Annotated in this window: 20 protein-coding genes and 1 tRNA gene; 5 read left to right on the top strand and 16 right to left on the bottom strand. The window is 59.2% G+C overall.

Going from position 1 to position 26,138, the window contains the following annotated elements; translation table 11 throughout:
- Window positions 1-20 precede the first annotated feature (20 nt).
- The 3 genes from FGE05_RS00300 to FGE05_RS00290 form a co-directional block, all read right to left on the bottom strand.
- Complete coding sequence (locus FGE05_RS00300; RefSeq protein ID WP_139640625.1) at window positions 21-1,703, bottom strand: NAD(P)/FAD-dependent oxidoreductase; 1,683 nt, start codon at window positions 1,701-1,703, stop codon at window positions 21-23.
- Window positions 1,704-1,982: 279 nt separating this feature from the next.
- Entirely contained in the window at window positions 1,983-2,444 is a 462-nt protein-coding gene (locus tag FGE05_RS00295; RefSeq protein ID WP_024779396.1) for an Lrp/AsnC family transcriptional regulator, read from the bottom strand.
- A 35-nt stretch (window positions 2,445-2,479) separates the two neighbouring features.
- Window positions 2,480-4,843, bottom strand: a complete 2,364-nt coding sequence (locus FGE05_RS00290) for a hypothetical protein (protein WP_257225542.1) — start codon at window positions 4,841-4,843, stop codon at window positions 2,480-2,482.
- 251 nt (window positions 4,844-5,094) lie between these two features.
- Between FGE05_RS00290 and FGE05_RS00285 the strand changes: the two genes are divergently transcribed.
- A complete protein-coding gene (locus tag FGE05_RS00285; protein ID WP_139640623.1) occupies window positions 5,095-5,346 on the top strand; it encodes a helix-turn-helix transcriptional regulator in 252 nt (83 codons plus the stop codon).
- The gene (locus FGE05_RS00280; protein WP_139640621.1) at window positions 5,346-6,542 is read left to right on the top strand and encodes a type II toxin-antitoxin system HipA family toxin; all 1,197 of its coding nucleotides are present in this window, start codon (window positions 5,346-5,348) and stop codon (window positions 6,540-6,542) included. Before FGE05_RS00285 ends, FGE05_RS00280 begins: the two co-directional genes overlap by 1 nt.
- A gap of 70 nt (window positions 6,543-6,612) precedes the next feature.
- Here the strand turns inward: FGE05_RS00280 and FGE05_RS00275 are convergent.
- From FGE05_RS00275 to rpsU, 5 genes are all read right to left on the bottom strand, one after another.
- Window positions 6,613-6,689 (bottom strand) — tRNA-Ile (locus tag FGE05_RS00275).
- A gap of 15 nt (window positions 6,690-6,704) precedes the next feature.
- A complete protein-coding gene (locus FGE05_RS00270; protein ID WP_139640619.1) occupies window positions 6,705-10,448 on the bottom strand; it encodes a bifunctional diguanylate cyclase/phosphodiesterase in 3,744 nt (1,247 codons plus the stop codon).
- A 126-nt stretch (window positions 10,449-10,574) separates the two neighbouring features.
- The gene (gene rpoD, locus FGE05_RS00265) at window positions 10,575-12,422 is read right to left on the bottom strand and encodes an RNA polymerase sigma factor RpoD (protein WP_139640616.1); all 1,848 of its coding nucleotides are present in this window, start codon (window positions 12,420-12,422) and stop codon (window positions 10,575-10,577) included.
- A gap of 67 nt (window positions 12,423-12,489) precedes the next feature.
- Window positions 12,490-14,460 (bottom strand): DNA primase, encoded by a 1,971-nt coding sequence (dnaG, locus tag FGE05_RS00260; RefSeq protein ID WP_139640614.1) that lies wholly within the window; start codon window positions 14,458-14,460, stop codon window positions 12,490-12,492.
- A 478-nt stretch (window positions 14,461-14,938) separates the two neighbouring features.
- Window positions 14,939-15,154 carry a 30S ribosomal protein S21 gene (rpsU, locus tag FGE05_RS00255; RefSeq protein WP_002551877.1) on the bottom strand — a complete coding sequence of 72 codons (216 nt, stop codon included), beginning with the start codon at window positions 15,152-15,154 and terminating at the stop codon, window positions 14,939-14,941.
- 199 nt (window positions 15,155-15,353) lie between these two features.
- Between rpsU and tsaD the strand changes: the two genes are divergently transcribed.
- Entirely contained in the window at window positions 15,354-16,379 is a 1,026-nt protein-coding gene (gene tsaD, locus FGE05_RS00250) for a tRNA (adenosine(37)-N6)-threonylcarbamoyltransferase complex transferase subunit TsaD (RefSeq protein WP_139640612.1), read from the top strand.
- A gap of 5 nt (window positions 16,380-16,384) precedes the next feature.
- Here tsaD and plsY read toward each other — a convergent pair whose 3' ends face one another.
- Window positions 16,385-16,954 carry a glycerol-3-phosphate 1-O-acyltransferase PlsY gene (gene plsY, locus FGE05_RS00245; RefSeq protein WP_024777402.1) on the bottom strand — a complete coding sequence of 190 codons (570 nt, stop codon included), beginning with the start codon at window positions 16,952-16,954 and terminating at the stop codon, window positions 16,385-16,387.
- A 74-nt stretch (window positions 16,955-17,028) separates the two neighbouring features.
- Between plsY and folB the strand changes: the two genes are divergently transcribed.
- Window positions 17,029-17,382 (top strand): dihydroneopterin aldolase, encoded by a 354-nt coding sequence (folB, locus tag FGE05_RS00240; protein WP_139640610.1) that lies wholly within the window; start codon window positions 17,029-17,031, stop codon window positions 17,380-17,382.
- Window positions 17,373-17,900, top strand: a complete 528-nt coding sequence (gene folK / locus FGE05_RS00235; protein ID WP_139640608.1) for a 2-amino-4-hydroxy-6-hydroxymethyldihydropteridine diphosphokinase — start codon at window positions 17,373-17,375, stop codon at window positions 17,898-17,900. The genes folB and folK overlap by 10 nt, the downstream gene beginning before the upstream one ends.
- A gap of 117 nt (window positions 17,901-18,017) precedes the next feature.
- Here folK and FGE05_RS00230 read toward each other — a convergent pair whose 3' ends face one another.
- From FGE05_RS00230 to apaG, 7 genes are all read right to left on the bottom strand, one after another.
- The gene (locus tag FGE05_RS00230) at window positions 18,018-19,244 is read right to left on the bottom strand and encodes a multifunctional CCA addition/repair protein (protein WP_139640606.1); all 1,227 of its coding nucleotides are present in this window, start codon (window positions 19,242-19,244) and stop codon (window positions 18,018-18,020) included.
- Window positions 19,245-19,307: 63 nt separating this feature from the next.
- A complete protein-coding gene (locus FGE05_RS00225; RefSeq protein WP_041023941.1) occupies window positions 19,308-20,873 on the bottom strand; it encodes a SpoVR family protein in 1,566 nt (521 codons plus the stop codon).
- A complete protein-coding gene (locus FGE05_RS00220; RefSeq protein WP_139640604.1) occupies window positions 20,870-22,141 on the bottom strand; it encodes a YeaH/YhbH family protein in 1,272 nt (423 codons plus the stop codon). Before FGE05_RS00220 ends, FGE05_RS00225 begins: the two co-directional genes overlap by 4 nt.
- A 111-nt stretch (window positions 22,142-22,252) precedes the next feature.
- Window positions 22,253-24,175, bottom strand: coding sequence for a PrkA family serine protein kinase (locus FGE05_RS00215; protein WP_041023943.1), 1,923 nt, complete (start codon window positions 24,173-24,175; stop codon window positions 22,253-22,255).
- Window positions 24,176-24,475: 300 nt separating this feature from the next.
- Complete coding sequence (gene glpE, locus FGE05_RS00210; protein ID WP_139640601.1) at window positions 24,476-24,805, bottom strand: thiosulfate sulfurtransferase GlpE; 330 nt, start codon at window positions 24,803-24,805, stop codon at window positions 24,476-24,478.
- Window positions 24,806-24,836: 31 nt separating this feature from the next.
- Window positions 24,837-25,715, bottom strand: a complete 879-nt coding sequence (locus tag FGE05_RS00205) for a symmetrical bis(5'-nucleosyl)-tetraphosphatase (protein ID WP_139640599.1) — start codon at window positions 25,713-25,715, stop codon at window positions 24,837-24,839.
- The gene (apaG, locus tag FGE05_RS00200; RefSeq protein WP_041023945.1) at window positions 25,715-26,095 is read right to left on the bottom strand and encodes a Co2+/Mg2+ efflux protein ApaG; all 381 of its coding nucleotides are present in this window, start codon (window positions 26,093-26,095) and stop codon (window positions 25,715-25,717) included. The genes FGE05_RS00205 and apaG overlap by 1 nt, the downstream gene beginning before the upstream one ends.
- Between the last annotated feature and the right edge of the window lie 43 nt (window positions 26,096-26,138).

Here is a 26,138-nt window from a genome sequence, read left to right as displayed (position 1 = left end):
CTCCTTTTATTCGGGCCGTGTCATTCAGGCAACGCGATCGGACCGATCTCGTTGAATACATCACCTGGACCCGGGTTCTCGGCGTGAGTTTCACCGCCGAAGTGCTTCATGATTCCCCACACGGCATTGAGTGAGGTCTGTACCGCGCCTTCAACCCAGGCTGGTGTCCATGAGACGTCATCGCCAGCGATAAAGATCCCTCTTTGTTCTGCCGGCATGTCGTCTTGCATGAAATGCGCGTACATGCGCTGGTTGTAGCGATAGTGACCCGGCAAGGCGCCCTTGAAGGCGCCGAGGAAGTGCGGGTCGGCTTCCCAGGAAACGGTGATCGGATCGCCGATGATCCGGGCGGCGATATCCACTTTGGGGTAGATCTTCTTCAGGGCATCGAGGGCCAGCTTCACGCGTTTTTCCACGGGATGGGGCAGCATTTTCAGCGCATCGCTCATCCAGGAGTACGACAGGCAGATAACGCCTGGCTTGTCGTCGCCGTTGTCGAACAGGTAGGTACCGCGGGTCAGGCGGTCGGTGAGGGTCATGCTCATCAGGTCGCGACCGGTTTCCGGGTCCTTGTCCTTCCAGAACGGGCGGTCGACCATGACAAAAGTCTTCGACGATTGCATGTAGCGGGTGCGGTCCAGGGCCATCCACATCTTTTGCGAGAACAGCGCCTCTTCACATTCGATCTGGGTGGTCAGCAGCCAGCTCTGGCAGGTGACCAGCACCGCGGCGTATTCCCGGGTATCGCCCCAGACGTCCGTCACGCTGAACCGGCCGTCCTCGGCGCGAGCGATGCGCTTCACACCGCTGCGGGGTGCGCCCAGGTGCAGCGAACTCAGGCTGGTGCCTTTCGGCCAGTGTGCACAACGTTCCGGCACGTGTTTCCAGATACCGTGGGGCACCTGTTCCACGCCGCCCACCACCAGGTGCTGGTGATCGTCGCAGTTGGTCATCACCACGCGGAAGATTTCCAGCATCGAGTTGGGGAAGTCCGAATCCCAGCCGCCGGTGCCGAAACCGACCTGGCCGAATACTTCACGATGCTGGAACGAGAGCTTGGCGAATGCCTTGGAGGTGGCGACGAAATCATAGAAGGTGCGGTCGTCCCACAGCGGCACCAACGTGTTCCACAGCGCCTTGAGGCGCGACACGTCACGGTCACGAATCGCCTGCTGGATCTCGCTGAAGCGCGAGCCGTCCTCCAGCGCATCGGCCCAGGCGTCGGCCACTTCCTGGAACAACGCAGGAAGGTCCGCCAATTTCTGCGCGTAGTAAGTCTGGCCCTCGAGATCGATGACGGTGCTGCCGGAAGCCGGGGTCAACGGGTTGGGAAACGGCTTGGTTTCCAGCCCCAGCTTGTCGACATAGTGGTAGAACGCCGTGGACGACACCGGGAAGCGCATCCCCCCCAATTCGGCAACAATCCCTTCGGCGCCATTGAACGCCTGCGAGCGCAGCCGCCCGCCCATTTTCGACGCCTCGTAGACCACCGGCTTGAGGCCCAGCTTCATCAGTTCGTACGCCGCCACCAGGCCAGAGATCCCGGCCCCGACGATCGCCACCTCCGCTCCGAGATTGTCAGCCGGAATACTGCCCAAACCGGCCGGATGCTCGATCCAGTCGTCAAAGGCGAAAGGAAAATCCGGCCCGAAAATGGTGATGGGCTTCTTACCGTCTGCTGGGTGGCGATTGTGCTTGTTCATGGCTGACCTTGAGGGGCGACTCGACGCTGACTCGCGTCTGAGTATAGGAAAGATGCCGGCCATTCTAGAGCGCGTTAAACACGTTAATAAGACGCAATGTGTCGTCGTTATGAATTATTAAACGTCATTTTGATGCGTTTAAAAGTCGTAATGACGAAGCGCACTTCCTTGTGGGAGCGAGCTTGCTCGCGATAGCGGTTTGTCAGCCCAGGTAGATGGTGGCTGGACTGAAGCTATCGCGAGCAGGCTCGCTCCCACATTGATTCGGGTGGCACAGCCCTAGACCGGCTGCCCCCGATCAATTTTGCTGCTGAGGATGATGGAGGTGGTGGTCTTTTCCACGCCGTCCACGCTGCCGATCTGGTCCAGCAACTGATCCAGCTGTTCCGGCGAATCCGTGCGCAGCCAGGCCACATAATCGAACTCGCCACTGACCGCGCATAACTGCTGGACCTGGGCCATGGCGCTCAAACGCCGTAGCACATCCTTGCCGGAGCGCGGTTGGACCTTGATGCCGACGTAAGCCTGCAGGCCGCCATCGATCACCCGCTGTCCAAGGCGCACGCCATAGCCGGTAATCACCTTGGTTTTTTCCAGCCGGGCCAGCCGCGAGGTCACGGTCGTTCGGGCGATGCCCAGTTGCCGAGCGAGCATGGCGACGCTTTCCCGGGCATTGATTTGCAGGGCGGCAATCAATTGGCGATCGATTTCGTCGAGGACGGGAGGGCGGGTGTCAGACAAGGTGGGCTCCGGCGCGGGCATCGGTGGTAGGCATGTTATAGGCTCCTGTGCTCGAAATAGTGGATGGCAGGTAACGCCAACGCTTGCCAGTACGGCGCCAGATGTAAGTGCGAGGCCCTGAGCCAGAAACCGTCCTGGCAGACCAGCTGTTCAACGGGCAGTTGCAGCAATAGCGCCAATGGCAATGACTGGATAGAACCAGGGTCCTCGTCGTCCTCCGCTTCCCAATCCCGTTCAAAACAGCGTATGAGCACCTGCTGGTCGTCGAAACCTTCAAACAGCGGACGGTTGCCCAACCATTGCGAATGCACCCGTAGCGTGTGCGCTTGAACATCGAGTAGCAGCAACTGCCAGCCGCGATAGCTTCCACAAAGTTCTGTCACATCGGTGGCCATGCGGGTCAGCGCGAGATAGCGGCCATCCGGTGACCAGATCATCGAGGGCGCAAGGTCACTCAACGCGCAACCGGATGCGGTCAACAGATGGCCTCCGAGCTGCGGCGTATTCGCACGAACCCAACTGTCGGCATATTCCGTCTCGCTGCCGAACAGCCAGGCGGCATCCTGGTGGGTGGGAGAGGGCTGGATGAAGTCGCCCTCGGCAATGGCAACCTGCGGTCGATCCACCAGGCGCCAAGGGGCAACACGGCATAACTGTGAATCGCTCACCTGCAATTCCACGGTGGTGTAGAACAGACGGGATTGCGCATCGGGATGAAAGAACGAAGGATCGCTACCGACGTTCGGCGCAGGCACATTGAAGCGCTGCAGTGCGTTGCCGTTCAGGTTCTGATCCAGACGGCCGATGATCGCCGCCAGGCTCAGCAGGCCATCACGGAAATCGAGTAGGCGGGCCACCCACATGGAGGGGCCCTCCAGAAGGCATCGCGCCTTCACGTCGACAACGGCGGCGTGAGTGGCGACTGTCATCGAGTCTGCAAAAGGCAACAGCGCCAGGTAACGGCCGCAGTCGGAGACTCGATGATCCAGTAACCAACGCCCGGGCAACTGCCAGTCACCGATCTGACAGCGATAAGCCCCCAGCCCCTCGTTGTTGTCGCAGAGCCAGATCAGATGCGCGCAGATACCGTCCAGCATCGGCTGCGTCGCTATGAACGACTCACCTCGCCGGCCCTGACTGTCCAATGGCATGGCAATGCTCATCCGGGTCAATTGAAACTCGGCGACCTGCACCCGACCTTGGGCGTCATGGCCCGCCTGGATTTCGGTATCGCTGTGGATGCTGTCGAGGCGATAGCCATAGCGGCCAAGGGATGGACGCGGGTAGTCGAGGTACGACTCGATATGTACATGGTGCGCGTCGAGGCCCGACACGTCATGCCAATAAAAAGAGGGTTCGGCCTCACGCTTCACCCACGGCGAAGGCAGTGCCCGCCAGCCCTGATCAACTTGCCACAACCAGTAGCGGTCGCCGCTCGGATGCTCGGTGTGCTCCTGGGCCTGACACACCAGCGCGCGCTGATCGGTGCTCCATACCAATGCTGTGTTGGCAGCCATCAGCAGGGCTGACGGTTGTCCATTGACGCTGATGGCATAACGCGGTGAACGCAATGGTTCCAAAGGCTGGGGCAGATCGCGAAAAGCCGGGGGCAAGACGATGTCACCTATCAGGCATTGTTGTCCGTCAGCGGAGCGCCGTTCGAAGGTGTGCGCAATATTGTCCGGATAACTGCCAGGCTCCAGCCAGAGATCAGCAACGGGCACCAGATTGGCGGCATCGGCGGTTTGCAGCAGTTCATCGATTCGGGTCTGGCGAACACTGTTGTCCACCAACGGGCTATAGCGACCGCTCAGGCTGTTGAGGTCCAGCGTGTCCAGCTCCCAGAACTCACTGTTGTCGCAGCGGTAGACCCGGCGTTGATGACGGTCGAGAACGAGCAGCCCCCAGCTCTGCCGGGACGGCACCGGCGCGGCGAAATAACGCCCATCGCTGGAAAACACCGCTGAGGAACCAAGGCCTTGCAGGAGCACCCCATCGGGAAACAGATAGTCGCAATAGGTCGGCCCGCCCATGGCGATTTCGCCGTGGTTGAACGTCCGGATCGACTCACCCTCCGGAGTCAGTTGTGGCTCGGATCCGCCCCAGGCACTGGGTCCTTTGACAGGGGGCGACACCAGGCCGAGACGTCGCTCCCATTTGCTGACACAGGCGAGCCCGCCGATGATGGCGACGATTGCCACCAGAATCCCCCACCACTCGGGCAGCGCCCTGCCCAGGCTGAAACCCAGGCCAAACACGGCTCCAATCATCAACCGGGCACAGCCCCGTCCCACTGACAGAAAGCCCAGGCGCGCCGCAAGTCCCATCAACAGACCGAAGAACAGCACCGTCAGTAAAGCCAGCGGGGGAGGCAGCACCGTGACGAAAAAGGCCGGCACCAGCAGGATGGCGAGTTGCCAGAATAGCTCTAGGAACAGTCGGGGGAGGGTAGGGGTGGCGATGATGGGCTTCTCGGTGAGGGGGCTAGGTAACGGGCTTGGTGAGGCGGCTACCCTCTCAAAAACAGGAAAACCGTGCAATGCGCGCCTAAAGACGGAGGTGCTTCCTAACATTGAAGGGAATTTGTTTTTCTTTACTTGGAAAGTCCTGTATACACTACATTTATCTATAATTGTTACGTATAAAGAACATGGATTATTCTCTCATCACCGTTCGGCTTGGCGAGCAGCTTAAGCAGCGTCGTCTCAATCGTGGGCTGACACAAGCCAGGCTAGCGGGGTTAGCTGGTATTACCCGACAGAAAGTCATCGCAATTGAAAAGGGTGACCTCTCGGTGGGCATGGCTGCTTATGCACGGGTTGTGGCAGCCCTGGACTGCGAACTTTCAGTCATTACTGCCGTCATGCCTACGCTGGATGAAATACAAGGAGTGTTTGATTGATGGTTGCCTCATTGCAGGTTACGACGCCAGAGGGCGACAGCGGAAAGATCCTCAGCAGCGCTGGGCACTATCTGTTTCGCTACCGCGAAGAGGCGGCAGCACAGGCGGCGATCAGTTTGTTGATGCCAGTACGTCTGGATGAGTATCGCCATCGCGACCTGCACCCAATCTTCCAGATGAACTTGCCGGAGGGTTACGTTCTGGAGCAGTTGCGTAACCGTTTGGCTAAAGTAGCAAACGTCGATCCCATGCTGCTGCTGGCCTTGTCTGGCAGTAGCTCGCCTATCGGGCGAGTGGCAATCACCTCAGCGAACGTCGATACACTCCTGCGACGTCAAGAATTTCCTGGAGAAAAGCTGGAGGAGATCCTGGCCTGGGATGGTGCGGAGGATATCTTTGTCGATTTGGTCGATCGCTACATCTTGCGTGCAGGGATATCGGGTGTGCAGCCCAAAGTCCTGGTTCCAGAGCGCCAGGATAGCGCCACACAGCGTTTCACCTCGAAAACCTCTGATCTGATCATCAAAAGCGGTCGTGATGAATTTCCTGGATTGGCAATCAACGAATTCCTGTGCATGTCCGTGGCCAGAGAGGCGGGAATTCCTGTTCCGGAGTTTTACCTTTCCGATAATGCCAAACTGTTTGTCATGCGACGCTTTGACCGGGACGAGCAACTCAATCCCATTGGTTTTGAGGATATGGCAGTACTGATGGGGCTTCCTGCCGAGCAAAAATATAGTAAGAGCTATTCGGCTATTGCCAAGGCCATACGCCTGTTCTGCCCTTCGGAGCATATAGAGGACTCACTGGCGCAATTATTTGCCATCGTAACCTTGAGCTGTATCGTTGGTAACGGTGATGCCCACCTGAAAAACTTTGGACTGTTGTACTCCGAGCCGACTCAGCGTAACGCACGCTTGGCTCCGGCCTACGATATTGTTAATACGACGGCCTACATTCCTGCGGACGTTTTGGCACTTGATCTGGTTGGAAGCAAGTCCCTGTTTGCCTCTCGACAAGGTGTGCTGGACTTCGCTCAGGTATGTGGCATCGCCGAGCCGGAAACGATAATTCGCAATCAACTACAGGCATTGGAGCATGTGCTGGCTCGCTCGACTGAGTTTTGTGAGCAGGCGCCTGATGTGGTGGCTGCGATCCGCAGCTGTGCTGAGCCTTTTATGAAAACCTTTGGTTGATTTCTGTGTATGGAGCTGAATCAGCTATTTTGCAGGCATGAAAAAACCGCGCAATGCGCGGCTTTCAAAATGGTGGGCCCACACGGACTCGAACCGTGGACCAAAGGATTATGAGTCCTCTGCTCTAACCGACTGAGCTATAGGCCCTCAGTAGGCCGCGGATTATAGCGACGGTTTCTCAGCTGTGCTATCCGAAAAATCCGATACGGTCATACGCAGAAACGTCGCGGCGAATTCGTCGGCGCCCAGGGGCAGGCTGACAATATAGCCCTGGATCTGTTCGCAGCCTTCTTCGGCCAGGAATTGCTGCTGGGCCAGGGTTTCGACGCCCTCGGCGATGATGGTGAATTGCATGCTGCGGCCCAGGGCAATGATTGCCCGCACGATAGCTGCATCGTGGGGGTCGTCGGGCAGGCCGCGGACGAAGGATTGGTCGATCTTGAGAATGTCCAGCGGCAGGCGCTTGAGGTAGCTCAGGGAGGAGTAGCCGGTGCCGAAGTCGTCGATGGCCAGTTGGACACCGAGCTTCTTGAGTTGATGCAGCACCGTCAGGGCTTCTTCGGCCTGGCTCATGATGAAGTTTTCGGTAATTTCCAGTTGCAGTAAACCGGGCTTCAGGTGGTTCTCTCTCAGGAGTTGTTCGATACGTATCAGCAGGTTCGGTTGGCGCAGTTGCGCTCCGGCCAGGTTGACCGACAGTGGGCCGAGGCTTTCGTAGGCACTGTTCCACTCGTACAGCTGTCGGCAGGCGCGCTCCAGGACCCAGTCGCCGATCTGCAGGATCATGCCGTTTTCTTCCGCCAGGGGAATGAAGTGTTCCGGTGGCACCTCGCCAAACGTCGGGTGGGTCCAACGAACCAAGGCTTCGGCGCCCACCAGTCGGTTATCGGCGAGGCTGATTTTCGGTTGGAAGGACAGTGACAGCTCGTTACGTTCAATTGCCCTGCGCAGTTCGTACTCCATGGCCACGCGCTCGCTGGCCTGGGCGGTGAGGTCGCGGGTGTAGCTTTCCACCCGGTTGCGGCCCTTGGCCTTGGAGCGGTACATCGCCGCATCGGCGTTCTTGACCAGTGTGGCGACGTCGCAGCCATCCTGGGGGTAGAGGCTGGTGCCGATGCTGGCGCTGATGAAGAACTCGTGTTCGCCGGCCTGAAACGGCGCGGCGAAACAGTTCAGCAGCTTCAGGGCTATATGCTCGGCATCGCTGGGCTGCTGCAGGCCCGGCAGCAGGATGATGAACTCGTCGCCGCCCAGCCGCGCCACGGTATCGATATCACGCAGTTGCTCCCGCAGGCGCACGGCGATGCCCTTGAGCAGCAGGTCGCCGACCGGATGTCCCAGGCTGTCGTTGATGTGCTTGAAGCGGTCAAGGTCCAGGAACAGCACCGCGCCCTGCCCACCGTTTTCCTGCTGGTTGTTGAGGGCCGTCAGCAAGCGGCTTTCGAACAGCGTGCGGTTGGGCAGACCAGTGAGCGGGTCGTGGTGAGCCTGGTAGTCGAGCTTGGCCTGGGCGTGTTTGAGGCTGGAGATATCGGCGAAGACGGCGACGAAATGGGTGACCTGCTGATCACGATTGCGCACTGCGCTGATGGTCAGCCAACTGGGGTACAGCTCACCGTTCTTGCGGCGATTGGAGATCTCTCCCTGCCAATGTCCCTCTGCCGTCAACTGGTGCCACATCGCGGCGTAGAATGCGCTGTCGTGCAAGCCGGAGGCCAGCAGCCGTGGCGTATGGCCCAAGGCTTCGGTTTCGCTATAGCCGGTGATTTCACTGAAGGCGCGGTTCACGGCGCTGATGTGCTGTTGTGTATCGGTGATCAGAACGCCTTCGGCTGTGCTTTCGAACACGGTGGCGGCCTGTTGCAGTTTTTCCTGCATCAGATGGCGTTCGGTGATGTCTCGGGCGATGGTCAGCATGCAGTCTTCATTGCCGATGGGTAACGGGCGGCTGGAGACTTCGCAGAGTCGTATCTGCCCGTCGTTGCGCCGGATATGGCAGCTGAAGTCCTTGACGTAGCCGTCACGCTGCAGCAGGTCGAGCATCTGCTTACGCTCGTTGAGGTTGACCCAGATCCCCAGGTCCAGGGTGGAGCGGTCCACCGACAGGGCGCTGTTGAAGCCGGTAATGCGGCTGAAGCCTTCATTGACCTCAATCAGCAGGCCGTCGCTTTGTCGGGACAACAGCAAGCCGTCAGGCGAAGCGTGGAACGCCTTGGCGAACTTCTCTTCGGAGGTTTGCAGTTGTTGTTGGGTTTTCTTGAGTTGACTGATGTCCCGCACCACTACGACCAGGGCTGGCGTGGTGTCGAGGTCGAAGGGTTCGGCGGATATCAGCCCGGTGAACACTTGGCCGTTGCTGCGGCGAAAAGGCATCTCCAGGTTGCGGATACTCCCCGCCTGCAAGCGCTGCAGCAGGCTCGGGCCAACGCCCTGGATACCCCAGATGTTCAGCTCGGTCGCGGTTTGGCCCACCACCTCGTCGGCGCTCAGGCCAATCTGCTCTTCGAAGGTTTTGTTGACCTCCAGCAAGCAGCCGTCCAGCAGGCGCGCAATCACCAGAATGTCTGGGCACTGACGGAACACCGAGGCGAATTTCTGCTCGGAGAGTCGCAGCGCCTCCTCGGTGCGCTTGGCTTCGCTGATATCGATCATCAGCCCGCGCATCACCGGCTCGTGGCCATGTTCGATCAGGCTGACAATGTCGCGTACCCACAGGCAGCGACCATCGGCGGTGATGACCCGGTAATCGATGCAATGGTCGCGTCCGGCGAGCACTTCATTATCGCAATAGGTCTGGGCGCGGATCAGATCGGCCGGATGAATGATGTTGCGCCAGAAGCCTGGGATCAGCCAATGGGAGAGGGGATAGCCGAGCAAGTCTTCGGCGTGGGGCGACACATAGGTATAGGTGAAGTCGCTGACCTTGGCTTCCCAGGCGATCGCCGAGAGGCTTTCCACCAGTCCGCGATAGTGGTATTCGCTGCTGCGCAGTTCCTGCTCCAGGTCGACTCGACGGGTGATCTCCGAACTGAGGCGGCGGTTGACACGAATCACTGCCACCAGGATAGCCATCAAGAGCAGCATCCCGGGTAGGCCATAAAGCAGCAGGTCGGACCAGAGCTGTCGGTGGTCGCGGACATTGCCGACCCACTTCTCCTGGATTTCAGTGACCTCGGCCGGGCTCATGTCGGCGATGACCTTGTCCAGGATGCCCACCAGTATTTTGTTCTCGCGAGGGACGGCCATTGCCAACTGGTAGCGATACGGCGTTTCCCCGCTGACGTACAGGCCTTCGAGTTTGAGCTGGCGCAGACTCCAGACACTGGAGGCAAGGTCGCCTACCACGGCATCCACTTCATCGGTCGCCAGGGCTTGCAGGGCTGAACTGACGTTGGGCAGCGCCACCAGATTCAGGTCGGGGTGATGATTGCGCAGCAGTTCATGGGGCGCATAGTTCTCCACCACAGCAATTTTCAACCCGTACAGGTCCTTGAGATTGTGAGGCTGGGCTCCGCCTCGATGGGCCAGGATGACAATCGGAAAGTCCAGGTAAGGGCGCGTAAATGCCAGGAAGTTCTGGCGCTCGGGAGTGGACATGATGCCCGGCAGCAGATCGATCTTGCCTTGTGCGACCTGTTCCAGCAGGGCAGTCCAACTGGCAGGTTCGACGGGCGTGAGCGTGACAGCCAGTCGCTCACGGATGACCTCGACGTAATCGGCGGCCAGGCCTTGATAGCGGCCTTGGTCGTCACGAAATTCAAACGGAGGCCATGAGGCATCGACGCCCAGACGCAGGTCGGGGTGGTCCTTGAGCCAGCGGCGCTCTTCGTCAGTGAGCATCAATGCGCCAGCCGTTGCGGTCCAGGTCATCAGTGACAGCAGGAGCAGGGCCGTCAGTCTGGGCATCACGGTCTCGTTATGGCATAGGGAGGATGTTTCGAGTGTAGACGGGCAATGGGGCGGGGGGGATGTAGCGAAGGGGATTTTATCTGCATATGACAAAACCCCCGGCAGGACCGGGGGTTTTGAAGGTCACTCGTCGAGGAAGGAGCGCAGATGCTCGCTTCGTGTCGGGTGGCGCAGTTTGCGCAACGCCTTGGCTTCGATCTGACGAATCCGCTCGCGCGTCACGTCAAACTGCTTACCGACTTCCTCGAGGGTGTGGTCGGTATTCATATCGATGCCGAAACGCATGCGCAGTACCTTGGCTTCACGGGCTGTGAGGCCGGAGAGTACTTCACGGGTCGCTTCCTTGAGGCTCTCGACGGTGGCGACATCGATCGGCGACTGCATCGTGGAGTCTTCGATGAAGTCACCCAGATGGGAGTCTTCATCATCACCGATCGGCGTTTCCATGGAGATCGGCTCTTTGGCGATCTTCAATACCTTGCGGATCTTGTCCTCAGGCATTTCCATGCGTTCGCCCAGCTCTTCCGGAGTCGGTTCGCGACCCATTTCCTGCAACATCTGCCGGGAAATACGGTTGAGCTTGTTGATGGTCTCGATCATGTGCACCGGGATACGGATGGTGCGGGCCTGGTCGGCGATCGAACGGGTGATCGCCTGGCGGATCCACCAGGTGGCATAGGTCGAGAACTTATAGCCGCGACGGTATTCGAACTTGTCCACCGCTTTCATCAGGCCGATGTTGCCTTCCTGGATCAGGTCGAGGAATTGCAGGCCGCGGTTGGTGTACTTCTTGGCAATCGAGATCACCAGACGCAAGTTCGCTTCGACCATCTCTTTCTTCGCGCGGCGGGCCTTGGCCTCACCGATCGACATGCGACGGTTGATGTCCTTGATCTCGGCGATGCTCAGGCCGGTTTCGGTCTCCAGCGCGCTCAGCTTCTGCTGGCAACGAACGATGTCCGGTTGCAGGCGGGCAATGGCTTCGGCGTATTTGGTCTTGCCTTTGGCCAATGCATCGGTCCAGCTTTCGTCGACTTCGTTACCGGGGAACTGACGCAGGAAGTCGGCACGTGGCATGCGGGCATCACGCACGCACAGTTGCATGATCGCGCGCTCTTGCTGACGCAGACGATCCAGGGCGCTGCGAACGCGCTCGACCAGGCCTTCGAATTGCTTGGGCACCAGCTTGATCGGCATGAACAACTCGGCCAGGGCCAACAGCTCGGCAATCGCCTGCTTGTTGTCGCGACCGTGCTTTTTCAGCGCCTTGCGGGTGATTTCCATCTGCTCGGCCACAGCGCCGAAGCGCTGTGCGGCGACGATCGGATCAGGGCCGCTTTCGGCTTCTTCTTCGTCATCGCTGGCTTCTGCGTCGTCGTCATCGCTGTCGTCGTCGGCCTTCTCGGCTTTGGCGTCGATTGGCGGCGGCACTTCGGCGGCAGGCGGCGTGGTGCCGTCGTCCGGGTCGATGTAGCCACTCAGGACGTCGGACAGGCGGCCACCCTCGGTGGTGACGCGAGTGTACTCGGAGAGAATATGGTCGACCGTGCCAGGGAAGTGCGCGATTGCGCCCATCACTTCACGGATGCCTTCTTCAATACGCTTGGCGATTTCGATTTCGCCTTCACGCGTGAGAAGCTCTACCGTACCCATTTCACGCATGTACATGCGCACAGGGTCGGTGGTGCGACCAATGTCGGTCTCGACAGCCGCCAGCGCTGCGGCCGCTTCTTCAGCGGCCGCCTCGTCGGTATCGGCGTCGGCCAGCATAAGGGCATCCTTATCTGGCGCAACCTCGAATACGTTGATCCCCATGTCGTTGATCATGCGGATGATGTCTTCCACCTGTTCCGGATCTGAAATATCCTCCGGCAGGTGGTCGTTGACCTCCGCGTAAGTCAGGTAGCCCTGCTCACGACCCAATAGGATCAACTCTTTGATACGAGACTGCTGTTGCGCTTTTCCGGACATAACACCCTATCCACTGAAGGTCTTGGCGGGCAAAAAACAAGCCGAGGATTATACCTGAGCTGTGACCTCACGCGCCAGTTGAGGTCGGGTTTGATGTGGAGACATTGCGTTTTAATAGTTCACGCATCTCATTTGCTATCTGGCTGGCGTCCTCCGCGGTCAGCCCCGGCTGTCTTGCTTTCCTGATGAGGTCTTCCAGGTTCTGTGCGTGTTGACCCGCGGATAACCTAGTAATGGTGTCTAAAAACTGTTGTTCAAGATTGTCATTTGCAATCAACCACTCTTTTTCTGCTAACGCCTTAAGCAGGCGCCCCTGATCGGTTCCGTGCCAGCGAGCCATGAGCTGAATGGAGCTTAGCTTAGGATTTTTCTGCACGGCCTCGACCAGTGCCACCAGTAGCTGGGCATAGGTATTGCTCTCATTTGCGAAATGATCAGCAGTTTCGACCTTGCTAGCCATCTGCGGGTGATGAATGAGCGTGCGAAGAGCAATCAGAGTTGGTGCTTCGACGCCTACCGGCACGCGTGGGGCACGTGGTTGGTCGCGATCGCCGCGCTTGCCGTTCTTGTCCCAGGGTTTCTTGTCCCATTTCTTGCCGCCGCTACCGGCTTTTTTCGGTGTCCATTCCTGCTGCGGCCCATAGTCCTGCTGCGGATGATGGTAGTCGGCGAAATCCGGCATCGCGTCGTAGTCGATGCCCGGGTCGTACGCCGGTGGTGCCTCCGCAGGGGGGCTATGGGCCAGTTGGCTGACCGCTTCGCTGTTGAGCCCGGTGATTTCGGTCAGGCGCTGGCGCATCAGTGTGCGCAGGTTGGCGCCGGGTACCTTGTCGATCAGCGGTGCCGCGAGGGTGACCATGTGGGCCTTGCCTTCGAGGGAGCGCGGGTCGGCCTCTTCGGTCAACTGCTGGAAAAAATAATCGGCCAATGGCTGCGCATGTTGATTGATCCGCGCGCGGAACGCATCGGTGCCTTCTGAGCGCACCAGGGTATCCGGGTCCTCGCCTTCCGGCAGGAACAGAAAGCGTGCCCGTCGGCCATCCTGCAGGCATGGCAGCGTGGCTTCCAGTGCGCGCCAGGCGGCATTGCGGCCGGCCTGGTCGCCGTCGAAACAGAACAGCACACTGGGCACGACACGGAAAAGCCGCTTCATGTGCTCTTCGCTGGTGGCCGTGCCCAGCGTCGCAACGGCGTTGCGCAGGCCTTGTTGGGCGAGAGCAATGACGTCCATGTAACCTTCGACGACGATGATCTCGTCGAGGTTGCGGTTGTTCTTGCGGGCTTCGTACAAGCCGTACAGCTCTTGGCCCTTATGGAACACCGGTGTTTCCGGTGAATTCAAATACTTGGGCTTGTCGTCGCCCAATACCCGGCCGCCGAAGGCAATGATTCGCCCGCGCGTATCACGTATCGGGAACATTACCCGGTCGCGGAAGCGGTCATAGCGCTTGCCGGTTTCGGCGTTCTCGATCAGTAGGCCGGCGTCGATCATGGCGCGCTGCTGCAGTGTGTCGCTGCTCAAGTGCTTGTACAGATTGTCCCAGCCCGGCGGGGCGAAGCCGAGGCCGAAGTCCCGGGCGATTTCGCCGGTCAGGCCGCGGCCCTTGAGGTAATCCACCGCGGCCTTGCGGGCCGGATGGCTTTTCAGGGCCTGGCGATAAAAATCAGCCGCCGCGGTCAGCAGCGGATAGAGCGGCGAGTCGGTGGGTTGGCGCGGCTTGTGCGCCCGACCGCTTTCCTCGCGAGGAATTTCCATGCCGGCGGCTTTGGCCAGTTCTTCGACGGCCTGGGGGAAATCCAGGTTGTCGTGGTCCATGATGAAGCCGAGGGCATTGCCGCCAGCACCACAGCCAAAGCAGTAATAGAACTGCTTGTCGGGGCTGACGCTGAAGGAGGGGGTTTTTTCCTTGTGGAACGGACAGCAGGCGGTGTAGTTCTTGCCGGCCTTTTTCATTTGCAGGCGAGAGCTGACCACATCGACGATGTCGGTGCGGTTCAGGAGGTCGTCAATAAAGCTCTGGGGAATCAGCCCGGCCATGGCGTTCTCATCATCACTGCGCGAAATAGGGGCCCGGAATCAGCAGGCGTAACCGGGTCCTGGTTTTGAGACACTGTAAACGGTGGCTCGACCGGGTTGTCTGCATCATTGCTGTCGGGAAGTGTATCTGCCGATAATCCACTGACGTTAATTACCATCAGTATTCGACTGTTTGAATATGTTGCGCTGAATCCGGTAACGGCCGGTCAGGCCTCGGATAGCTCATCGAGCGGGCACGCAAGCAGGTGCCATGGGCTGATCGTCGTTAGAGGAATCAGGGTGTGCTCGTCAGTAGCCTTGGAAGGCTCGTCAGAAGAGACGTGCACCGCTGGCAAAAGAGCCAGGTCTGACGTGATGAAGCAGTTGTCTCGGTCGCGTCTGCGGCTTTGACAGTGAAGCATCAAGCGTTATTCCGCAAATGCCATAAGCCCGGCTTGAAGGCCGGGCTTGGCAGAAGCTTGCTACGAACGTCTGTGTATTAGTACAGACGTACGGCGCGGCGCTGTTCGCGCTGAACTTTCTTGGCGTGACGCTTAACAGCGGCTGCTGCTTTGCGCTTACGCTCGGAAGTCGGCTTCTCGTAGAATTCGCGGCTACGAACTTCAGCCAGAACACCGGCTTTTTCGCAGGAGCGCTTGAAACGACGCAGAGCTACGTCGAAGGGTTCGTTCTCTTTTACTTTGACGGCTGGCATCCAGAGCTACCTTCATTCATTACCGGGGTCAACATCCTCGCGGCAAAAGAGCACTTGAAGACGTCGGTTTTTAAGGGTTGCGGATGTTAACCCCTCAACGCCAGGAATGCAAAGCCTCTGATCGAAAACCGCTGGTCGGGGCACAACGTGGCGACTATTATGCGCGCCTTCGAATTCAGCCTCCACAAGGCGCAAACCCATGCTAGTACTGGGATTAGAAACTTCCTGCGACGAAACCGGCGTCGCGCTTTACGACAGTGAACGCGGCCTGCTGGCCGATGCGCTGTTCAGTCAGATCGACCTGCACCGCGCCTACGGCGGCGTGGTGCCCGAGCTTGCGTCCCGCGATCACGTCAAGCGCATGCTGCCCCTGATACGTCAGGTCCTGGCCGAAGCCGACTGTGTGCCGACCGAGATCGATGCCGTTGCCTACACCGCCGGGCCGGGCCTGGTGGGGGCGTTGTTGGTCGGGGCTTCCTGTGCCCAGGCGCTGGCTTTTGCCTGGGGCATACCCGCCTTGGGCGTGCATCACATGGAAGGCCATCTGCTGGCACCCATGCTGGAGCCGCAGCCGCCAGAGTTTCCGTTCGTCGCTTTGTTGGTTTCCGGCGGCCATACGCAACTGGTCCGCGTCGACGGTATCGGTCAATACGCGCTGATGGGGGAAAGCCTGGACGACGCGGCTGGCGAAGCTTTTGACAAAACCGCAAAGATGATGGGCCTCAATTATCCGGGTGGACCGGAAATCGCACGGCTAGCGACTCAAGGGGTTGAAGGACGCTTCCTGTTTCCCCGGCCGATGTGCGACCGCCCGGGGCTGGATTTCAGTTTCAGTGGCTTGAAGACCTTCGCCCTGAACACCTGGCAACAGTGCGTCAGCGCCGGGGGCGACCATGAGCAAGCCCGTTGCGACATCTCGCTGGCGTTCCAGCAGGCCGTGGTGGAGACTTTGACCATCAAATGCAAGCGCGCCCTGAAACAGGCCGGGCTCAAGCGCCTGGTCATCGCCGGCGGCGTGAGCGCGAACAAGGCCCTGCGGGTGTCGCTGGAAAAAATGCTTGGCGACATGAAAGGCGATGTTTATTACGCCCGGCCGCAATTCTGCACCGATAACGGCGCGATGATCGCCTTTGCCGGCTGTCAGCGCCTGCAGGCTGGCCAACAGGAAAGCCTGGCGATCAGTGTGCAGGCGCGCTGGCCCATGGAGCAGCTGTCGCCGTTGTGAAGTATTTAAAAATGCCGTTCGCGCCCGGCGAACAGGTCGCGTAGATTGCCCCGGTGACGCCAGACGATCAGCGCCACCAGTGCGGTCATTGGCAGCAAGGCCTCGGGTTCCTGCCAGGCTAGCAACGGCAGGGTCAGCGGAGTGGCGATCAGTGCAGCCAATGAGCTGGTGCGGGTCAGGTAGAACATCAGCAGCCAGGCCGAGACGGCCAGCAGTGCGGCGGGCGGATACAGGCCCAGCAGCATGCCGGCGGCGGTGGCGACACCCTTGCCGCCCCGAAAGCGGAAGTACAGCGGGAACAGATGACCGATGACCGCGCAGACACCGATCCAGGCCTGTTGCTGCAAGGAAAGCCCTGCAAGGCTGGCGATCAGGACTGGCACAAGGCCTTTGCAGAGGTCGCCAAGCAAGGTCAGGACGGCGAGTTTGCGTCCGGCCAGGCGCAGCATGTTGGTGGCGCCGGCATTGCCTGAACCACTCATTCGCGGGTCGGGGTGACCCGTCAGGCGGCTGAGCACAATGGCGAAGGACAGCGAGCCGAGCAGGTAGGCGAGGATCGCCAGTAACCAAAACATGCTAACTATTCCGGGCGAGGATGCCCTGATTCTAACGGCGCATTGCGCCCTTGTCGTGCTGCGGAGAAGAGTGCTTGGACAGAGTGTTTATCGAGGGCCTGGAAGTCGACACGGTAATCGGTGCCTACGACTGGGAGCGAGACATCCGACAGTGCCTGCGGCTGGATCTGCGTTTCGCTTGGGATAATCGCCCGGCCGCCGCAGGCGATGACCTGAGTCTGGCGCTCGACTACGCCAGTGTCACATCGCGCATCCAGGCATTTGCCGAGCAGGCCCGGTTCGAGTTGGTCGAGACTTTCGCCGAGCGGCTGGCCCAGGAACTGATGGATGAGTTCAAGATTACCTGGTTGCGTCTGAAAGTAACCAAGCCTGGCGCGGTTCCGGCGGCCAGCGGAGTGGGTGTGGAGATCGAGCGCGGATGTCGCTGACACAGGTTTTTCTCGGGCTCGGCAGCAATATCGAGCGCGAAACCCATTTGTGCGCGGGGCTTGAAGCCCTTGCGGCGTTTCTGGTGGACATGCGCTGTTCGGCGGTGTTCGAGAGCCAGCCGGTGGGCATCAAGAGTGGGCCTTTCTTCAATTTCGTCGTGTCGGCCTTCACGGACCTGCCGTTGATGGAACTGGATCGTCGTCTCAAGTGCATCGAGGCGGATAATGGTCGTTATGCACCGGACCGCAAGGGGCTGCCGCTGGACATCGACGTGTTGTTGTATGGCGAGCAGGTCGGCAATTTCGATGGTCTGATTCTGCCGCGAGCGGAAATTCTGAAAAATGCCTTTGTCTTGTGGCCATTGTCGTTGATTGCGCCGGATCGCGTTCACCCAAGCGTAGGTAAAAGTTTTGCCACGTTGTGGGACGAATCGCAGATTGATCAGGTCCTGGCGCCGGTGGCTTTTGAATGGCGGGGCGAGCAGCTGACGTCTTCGGACCTGTTGCGAATTTCCTGACGCCATCGCGAGCAGGCTCGCTCCCACAGAGGTATCCGATACCGACACTGTGGGGGCGAGCCTGCTCGCGATGGCGGTCACTCGTCCGTTGAATGTGCAAGCGGGCATGAAGCCCTGTCAGTTCGCTCCCTCCTTGTACGCTTTCAAAGCCCTGAGCCGCTCGCGCTTGATCGCCTCCCCCAGTTCAGGCCCTTTGAAGCCTTTCTCCAGCAATGGCTGCACCGCCACCCCGCGCGCCACCGCTGCCGCGCCGCGCAGATAATCCGCTTGTGGATAACTTCGATTTTCCAGGCCTTTGCGGCCTCGGGCATCCATTTCGCAGGCTGCGATAAACTCTTCGAAGCGCTGGGGGCGGCGGTACACATCAAAGCTTTGTAGCAATTCGAGCAAGGTGGACGCTTTCAATTCGAGCGCACGATGGCCATGGGTGTGATATTGCCCAACCAATAGCGCCAATTCCTGGCAGTCCCGTGGCACTTTGAAGCGTTCGTTAACCGCCTTGATCGGTTTCAATCCCTTGTGCTCATGGGCGATGTGTCGCGGCCAATCCTGCTCGGGTGTCAGGGCTTTGCCGAGATCATGCAACAGGCAGGCCCAGCGGACTGTCAGCGGTTGTTGATGCAGGGCGGCCTGTTCCAGCACGCTCAGGGTGTGTACGCCGGTATCGATTTCCGGGTGATGGGCTTCGGGTTGCGGCACGCCGAATAGCGCATCGACCTCAGGCATCAGGACCTTCAGGGCATCGCAGTCGCGCAGGACCTGGATGAACACCTGTGGCTGGTTTTCCATGAGGGCGCGGGAAATTTCCTTCCAGCTGCGCTCGGCGGTCAAGGCTTCCAGTTCGCCAGAATCGCTGAGCTGGCGCATCAGCTCCAGAGTCTCGTCCGCAACCTTGAAACCCAGCGGAGCATAACGGGCGGCAAAGCGGGCAACCCGCAGGACTCGGAGCGGATCTTCGGCAAACGCCGGAGAAACGTGGCGCAGCAGGCGGGCTTCGAGGTCGCGCTGGCCGTGGTAGGGGTCGGTGAGGTTGCCATGATCATCTTCCGCCATGGCATTGATCGTCAGGTCCCTGCGAACCAGGTCTTCCTCAAGGGTGACTTCAGGGCTGGCATGAAACACGAAGCCGCCGTAACCCCGGCCGCTTTTGCGTTCCGTGCGGGCGAGGGCGTATTCCTCGCCCGTGCGCGGGTCGAGAAACACGGGAAAGTCAGCACCCACGGGGCGAAACCCTTTGGCGAGCATTTCCTCGGCGGTGGCGCCCACCACGACCCGGTCGATGTCGGCGACGGGGATGCCCAGCAAGCGATCGCGAACGGCGCCGCCGACTTTATAGATCTGCATAAAAAACCTCCGTTGATCCGACAGGATAACCTTTGCGTCGGGCCAACGGAGGCGAAAACGGGATCAAAGATGGATGACGGCCAGGTCCAGGCGGCCGTAATCGCCTTCAGTCTGTTCGTTTCTGGGGGGGACATGGTGGGTTTTCATGACCTGGTCGCCCTGCAGGGTTTCCAGGTGTATGTCGAAGCCCCACAGGCGATGCAAATGCTTGAGCACCTCATCGGTAGAGTCACCCAGCGGTTTGCGGTTGTGCGCCTGGTGACGCAAGGTCAGCGAACGATCTCCTCGCCGGTCGATGCTGTAGATCTGTACGTTAGGCTCGCGATTGCCCAGGTTGTACTGAGCGGCCAGGGTTTCGCGGATGATGCGGTAGCCGCTTTCGTCGTGGATGGCGGGCACCAGCAGGTCGTCCTTCTGGTCGTCATCGAGAATGCTGAACAGTTTCAGGTCGCGGATCACCTTGGGCGAGAGGTACTGCAGGATAAAACTCTCGTCCTTGAAGCTGCTCATGGCGAATTTGATCGTGGATAACCAGTCCGAGCCGGCAATTTCCGGAAACCAGCGACGGTCCTCTTCGGTGGGGGCCTCGCACATGCGTCGTATGTCGCGGTACATGGCAAAACCCAATGCGTAAGGGTTGATACCGCTGTAATAAGGGCTGTCGAATCCGGGTTGGAACACCACGCTGGTGTGGGATGTCAGGAACTCCATCATGAAGCCGTCGGTGACCAGGCCTTCGTCATACAGGTCGTTCATCAAGGTGTAGTGCCAGAACGTGGCCCACCCCTCGTTCATGACCTGGGTCTGGCGTTGCGGGTAGAAGTACTGGGCAATCTTGCGCACGATGCGCACAATCTCCCGCTGCCACGGCTCCAGCAACGGTGCGTGTTTTTCGATGAAATAGAGAATGTTTTCCTGGGGTTCGGCGGGGAATCGCGCGTTGTCCTTCTCGCTGTACTTGTCGGCGCCCTTGGGAATGGTGCGCCACAGGTCGTTGATCTGCTTTTGCAGGTGTTCTTCACGGTCCTTCTGGCGCCGGCGTTCTTCTTCGGCGGAAATCGGATACGGCCTTTTGTAGCGGTCCACCCCATAGTTCATCAGGGCATGGCAGGAGTCCAGGAGGTCTTCCACGGCATCGATGCCGTGGCGCTCCTCGCATTGCATGATGTACTGCTTGGCGAATACCAGGTAATCGATGATCGAACTGGCGTCGGTCCAGGTTCGGAACAGGTAGTTGCCCTTGAAGAAACTGTTATGGCCATAGCACGCGTGCGCCACCACCAGTGCCTGCATGCAAATGGTGTTTTCTTCCATCAGATAGGCGATGCAGGGGTCGGAATTGATCACGATCTCATAAGCCAGCCCCATCTGACCGCGACTGTAGGATTTTTCAGTGCTGAGGAAGTGCTTGCCATAGGACCAGTGGTGATAACCCAGCGGCATGCCGACCGACGCGTAGGCGTCCATCATTTGCTCGGCGGTGATCACCTCGATCTGGTTGGGGTAGGTGTCGAGGGCATAACGGTCCGCAATACGGCTGATTTCGCGGTCGTAGGCCTGGATAAGCTCGAACGTCCATTCGGAGCCGGTGGAGATGGGTTGGCGCTTCTGCTCTTTTTTGGCGGTCATGTCACTAACCTGCGCTGGAAGAGTTCACGGAAGACCGGGTAGATATCCCCGGCCGAGACCAGTTGCTGTTGCGCAAAAGTGTCGGAAAAGGCTTCGGCGATGCGTTCGTATTCATACCACAGGGCCTGATGTTCCCGTGGCGTAATCTCCACATAAGTGTAGTACTGGACGAACGGCATGATCTGGTTGATCAGGATGTCACGGCAGATCGGTGAGTCGTCGTTCCAGTTGTCCCCGTCGGACGCCTGGGCTGCATAGATGTTCCATTCATTGGCCGGATAACGCTCGGCCATGATTTCCTGCATCAGTTTCAAGGCGCTGGAGACGATGGTGCCGCCGGTTTCCCTGGAGTAGAAGAACTCTTCTTCATCCACTTCCCTGGCGCTGGTGTGATGGCGGATGAACACCACATCGATCTTGTCGTAGTTCCGCTTGAGAAACAGATACAGCAGGATGAAGAATCGCTTGGCGATATCTTTGGTGGCTTGGGTCATGGAGCCTGAAACGTCCATCAGGCAGAACATCACGGCCTTGGAGCTGGGGTTTGGCTGTTTGACCAACAAGTTGTACTTGAGGTCGAAGGTGTCGAGGAACGGAACCCGGTGGATACGGGCGCTGAGTTTCTCTATTTCCGCTTCCAGGTCCTGAATGTCGCCGAAATTGTCAGGTTCCTCGCGCTTCAGTCGAGCCAGCTCTTCCTTGACCTCGCGCAGTTTCGCCCGGCTGCTGCCCGACAGGGCGATGCGCCGGGCGTGGGCTGACCGGAGCGTGCGGATGATATTGATCCGAGATGGATTGCCTTCATTGCTGATGCCGGCGCGCACGGTCTTGAAGGTATCGGTGCCGGTCAGGTTGCGTTTGACCAGGTTTGGCAGCTCCAGGTCTTCGAACATGAACTCCAGGAATTCTTCCTGGGTAATCTGGAACACGAACTCGTCCATGCCCTCGCCGGAGTTACCGGCCTTGCCGGGCCCCTTGCCACCGCCTCCACCCGGCGGGCGAGGGATGTGCTCGCCGCTGGTGAATTCCTTGTTGCCGGGGTGCACGACGGTCTGTTTGCCGCCGCGGCCATGGTGCAGCACCGGCTCGTCGATGTCGCGGCCGGGAATGCTGATCTGTTCGCCATGTTCCATGTCGGTAATGGAACGGCGGCTGACCGCTTCTTCCACGGCCTTCTTGATGTGGTCACGGTATCGCCGCAGGAATCGCTGGCGGTTCACCGTGCTCTTGTTCTTGCCATTGAGGCGTCGGTCGATCACATAGCTCATGGGGAGCCCTCCGGGGCAGCTTCAAGTTCCCAGCTTCAAGCTGCAAGCCGTGAGCACAAGGACGGTGAGCGCCCTTGTAGCCCATGGCTTGCTGCTTGTCGCTTCACTGCCTCACTGCGATTTCCGGACCCGCAGATACCACTCGGAAAGCAGCCGTACCTGTTTGTCGGTGTAGCCACGTTCGACCATGCGTGTGACGAAGTCGTTGTGTTTTTGCTGGTCCTCCTTGCTGGCCTTGGCGTTGAAGCTGATGACCGGCAACAGGTCCTCGGTGTTGGAGAACATTTTCTTCTCGATAACCACCCGCAGCTTTTCGTAGCTGAGCCAGGTGGGGTTCTTGCCGTTGTTGTTGGCTCGCGCCCGCAATACGAAGTTGACGATTTCGTTGCGGAAATCCTTCGGATTGCTGATGCCTGCCGGCTTCTCGATTTTTTCCAGCTCCTCGTTGAGCGCTACGCGGTTGAGAATTTCCCCGGTTTCCGGATCGCGGTATTCCTGATCCTGAATCCAGAAGTCTGCGTACAGCACGTAGCGGTCGAAGATGTTCTGGCCATATTCGCTGTAGGACTCCAGGTACGCGGTCTGGATCTCCTTGCCAATGAACTCGATATAACGCGGGGCCAGGTATTCCTTGAGGAAGCGCAGGTACCGCTCACGGGTTTCCGCCTGGAACTGTTCCTGCTCGATCTGCTGTTCCAGCACGTACAACAGGTGAACCGGGTTGGCGGCGATTTCGTGGGGGTCGAAGTTGAAGACCTTGGACAGGATCTTGAACGCGAACCGTGTGGACAGGCCGTTCATGCCCTCATCGACTCCCGCGTTGTCGCGGTATTCCTGGATCGATTTGGCCTTCGGATCGGTGTCCTTGAGGTTTTCACCGTCATACACCCGCATCTTCGAATAGATGTTGGAGTTCTCCGGCTCCTTGAGGCGCGACAGCACGGTGAACTGGGCCAGCATCTTCAAGGTGTCGGGGGCGCAATGGGCCTTGGCCAGTGAGCTGTTGAACAGCAGCTTGTCGTAGATCTTCACCTCATCGGTGACCCGCAGGCAGTACGGCACCTTGACGATGTAGATCCGGTCGATGAACGCTTCGTTGTTCTTGTTGTTACGGAAGGTGTGCCATTCCGACTCGTTCGAGTGAGCCAGCAGGATGCCACTGAATGGAATCGCCCCCAGGCCCTCGGTACTGTTGTAGTTGCCTTCCTGGGTTGCGGTCAGCAAAGGGTGCAGCACTTTGATGGGCGCCTTGAACATCTCGACGAATTCCATCAGGCCCTGGTTGGCCCTGCACAGCGCGCCCGAGTAGCTGTAGGCATCGGCATCGTTCTGCGGGAATTCTTCCAGCTTGCGGATATCGACCTTGCCCACCAGGGCCGAAATGTCCTGGTTGTTCTCATCGCCCGGTTCCGTCTTGGCCACCCCGATCTGGTTGAGGATCGATGGGTAGAGTTTGACCACCTTGAACTGGCTGATGTCACCGCCGAACTCGGCCAGGCGCTTGGTGGCCCATGGCGACATGATGGTGTTGAGGTAGCGGCGTGGAATGCCAAAGTCTTCTTCGAGGATCGCGCCGTCTTCGGTGGCGTTGAACAGCCCCAGGGGCGATTCGAAGACCGGTGAGCCCTTGATCGCGTAGAAGGGCACCTTCTCGATCAGTTGCTTGAGTTTTTCGGCCAGGGACGATTTACCGCCACCCACCGGGCCAAGCAGATAGAGGATTTGCTTCTTCTCCTCCAGGCCTTGGGCTGCGTGGCGGAAATAGGACACGATCTGGTCGATGCATTCTTCCATCCCGTGGAAGTCTTCAAAGGCCGGATAGCGGCGGATCACCTTGTTGGAAAAAATCCGCGAGAGCCTCGAGTTGGTCGAGGTATCCAGCAGTTCGGGTTCTCCGATTGCCAGCAACAGACGCTCTGCCGCCGATGCATAGGCACTGCGGTCCTGCTTGCAGAGTTCGAGGTATTCCTGCAGCGAGTATTCCTCCTGCCGCGTGGACTCGAAACGTTGCTGGAAGTGGCTAAAAATACTCATGACGTCACCTCGCTCGATACGTGGAGCCGGTGTCGGATCAATCAGTCGTTGCTGGTCAGCCGCTGGGAATCCAGCTGCCGTTTATCCCCCCAGAATGCTTCCAGGATGAAGGTCCCTGAAAGCTGACTCCCGATGATCCGCGCGCCGGTGTACCGGCTCTCCCCTGTTTTGGATGGCCTGAGGCTAAGAATAGTTCGGAATCGGAGAGGCACAGGTGGAATGCGTAATAAGTTATGGCAGACCGTTCGTCTGCTATCGCTCAAGCCCGCGGTCCACGCGGGTTTGGGGCGGGATAAAAAATTATTCGTGAGGGCCTTGCGCCGTTTCTGACGGATAAGTCGTGCGCCAGAGTTCAAAGCCGCCATCCAGGCTATAGACATCGGTGAAGCCCTGGCCGACCAGATAGGCGGCTGCGCTCTGGCTGGAATTGCCGTGATAACAAACAACCACGACCGGAGCGTCAAGATCGGCCTTGGTAATGAAGTCATGCAGGGAATGGTTATCCAGGTGCTTGGACCCGCTGATATGAAGGGCGGAAAAAGTGGCAGGGTCGCGGATGTCGACGACGACCGCGCCTTGCTCTCGCAGGGCCTGGGCTTGGGCCGGGGGAATACGTTTGAATTCAGTCATGGGAGGGCTCCTGTAGCAGGCCAGGCGCCGATCAGACGGCGGTGCCGGTCGGCGATGACGCAATGGTCGGGTGTTGATGGGGATTGGCGTGACCTTGTTCGTCGCAGTCGCAACGCAGTCGTTCGCCGGTATCAATGTTCATCAGTGTCAGCGCTTCGCCCCACACGCAGCCGGTATCGAGAGCAAAGAGTCCTGGCTCGTCGCATTGGCCCAGCAGGGCTGCCCAGTGACCGAAAATGATCTTCAGGTTACGGGTCTTGCGTTCCTTGTGCTTGAACCAGGGTGCATAGCCGGGTGGTGCGGTCTCGATGCCTTCCTTGCCCTTGAGGTCGAGCTTGCCGTCGCGGGTGCAGAAGCGCATGCGGGTGAAGTAATTGGTGATGACCCGAAGGCGGGTCACGCCGGTGAGGTCGTTGTCCCATTTGACTGGATCGTTGCCATACATGCCGTCCAGGTAGGGACTGAACAGGTTGTCGTCGCGTAGCGCCTGTTCGACTTCTCCGGCGCACTTGAGCGCCCTGCGCAGGGACCACTGGGGCGGAATGCCGGCGTGGACCAGCGCCAGGTTGCGCTGTTCGTCGTAGTGCATGAGCTTTTGCTGGCGCAGCCATTCCAACAATTCGATGCAATCGGGGGCGTCGAGGATTTCCTTCAAGGTATCGGATTTCTTCAAACGCTCTATGTTTTGCCAGACGGCCAACAGGTGCAGGTCGTGATTGCCGAGCACGCACACCAGGGAATGGCGGATGCTGAAGAGGAAGCGCAACGTCTCAAGCGATTGCGGACCGCGGTTGACCAGATCGCCCACCAGCCACAACGTGTCTTTCTGCGGGTCGAAGGCGACCCGCTCCAGCAAACACTTGAGTGGGCTGAGGCAACCTTGCAGGTCGCCGACCGCATAGGTGGCCATCAGTGCAAGGCTCCGGGCACCGCCAGGCGAAAGGGCTTGATGACGGCATCGAAGCGTTTGCCGTCTTCGGCCAGCATCTGGTAGGTACCCTGCATGGTGCCAACTCGGGTCGTCATCACGGTGCCGCTGCTGTAGCTGTGGCTGTTGCCGGCGTCGATCAGCGGTTGCTGGCCGACCACACCCTCGCCACGCACCTCTTCGACATGACCGTCGCCATCGGTGATGACCCAGTGCCGCGACAGCAGCCTGGCCGGCAGCGAGCCGTTGTTGCGCACGGTGATCGTGTAGGCGAAGGCGAAACGGTTATGTTCGGGTTGTGACTGTTCTGCCAGGAAGCGGGTGGTGACGCTGACGTCGACCTGATAGCGAGGATCGGACATGCAAAAGGGCCTTAGAAACGGGACGCGGGCGTGGCTGAAGGGA

Origin of the sequence: Pseudomonas sp. ICMP22404 (assembly GCF_006227205.1) — a bacterium.
In the GTDB taxonomy this organism is placed as follows: domain Bacteria; phylum Pseudomonadota; class Gammaproteobacteria; order Pseudomonadales; family Pseudomonadaceae; genus Aquipseudomonas.
The sequence above is the reverse complement of the archived record's forward strand: the minus strand, read 5'-3'. Positions and strand labels throughout refer to the sequence as shown.

Coding starts and splice junctions, on each gene's coding strand:
- FGE05_RS00300 (WP_139640625.1), bottom strand. CDS start 1,703: ATGAACAAGCACAATCGCCACCCAGCAGACGGTAAGAAGCCCATCACC.
- FGE05_RS00285 (WP_139640623.1), top strand. CDS start 5,095: ATGGATTATTCTCTCATCACCGTTCGGCTTGGCGAGCAGCTTAAGCAG.
- FGE05_RS00280 (WP_139640621.1), top strand. CDS start 5,346: ATGGTTGCCTCATTGCAGGTTACGACGCCAGAGGGCGACAGCGGAAAG.
- FGE05_RS00270 (WP_139640619.1), bottom strand. CDS start 10,448: ATGCCCAGACTGACGGCCCTGCTCCTGCTGTCACTGATGACCTGGACC.
- rpoD (WP_139640616.1), bottom strand. CDS start 12,422: ATGTCCGGAAAAGCGCAACAGCAGTCTCGTATCAAAGAGTTGATCCTA.
- dnaG (WP_139640614.1), bottom strand. CDS start 14,460: ATGGCCGGGCTGATTCCCCAGAGCTTTATTGACGACCTCCTGAACCGC.
- rpsU (WP_002551877.1), bottom strand. CDS start 15,154: ATGCCAGCCGTCAAAGTAAAAGAGAACGAACCCTTCGACGTAGCTCTG.
- tsaD (WP_139640612.1), top strand. CDS start 15,354: ATGCTAGTACTGGGATTAGAAACTTCCTGCGACGAAACCGGCGTCGCG.
- plsY (WP_024777402.1), bottom strand. CDS start 16,954: ATGTTTTGGTTACTGGCGATCCTCGCCTACCTGCTCGGCTCGCTGTCC.
- folK (WP_139640608.1), top strand. CDS start 17,373: ATGTCGCTGACACAGGTTTTTCTCGGGCTCGGCAGCAATATCGAGCGC.
- FGE05_RS00230 (WP_139640606.1), bottom strand. CDS start 19,244: ATGCAGATCTATAAAGTCGGCGGCGCCGTTCGCGATCGCTTGCTGGGC.
- FGE05_RS00225 (WP_041023941.1), bottom strand. CDS start 20,873: ATGACCGCCAAAAAAGAGCAGAAGCGCCAACCCATCTCCACCGGCTCC.
- FGE05_RS00220 (WP_139640604.1), bottom strand. CDS start 22,141: ATGAGCTATGTGATCGACCGACGCCTCAATGGCAAGAACAAGAGCACG.
- FGE05_RS00215 (WP_041023943.1), bottom strand. CDS start 24,175: ATGAGTATTTTTAGCCACTTCCAGCAACGTTTCGAGTCCACGCGGCAG.
- glpE (WP_139640601.1), bottom strand. CDS start 24,805: ATGACTGAATTCAAACGTATTCCCCCGGCCCAAGCCCAGGCCCTGCGA.
- FGE05_RS00205 (WP_139640599.1), bottom strand. CDS start 25,715: ATGGCCACCTATGCGGTCGGCGACCTGCAAGGTTGCCTCAGCCCACTC.
- apaG (WP_041023945.1), bottom strand. CDS start 26,095: ATGTCCGATCCTCGCTATCAGGTCGACGTCAGCGTCACCACCCGCTTC.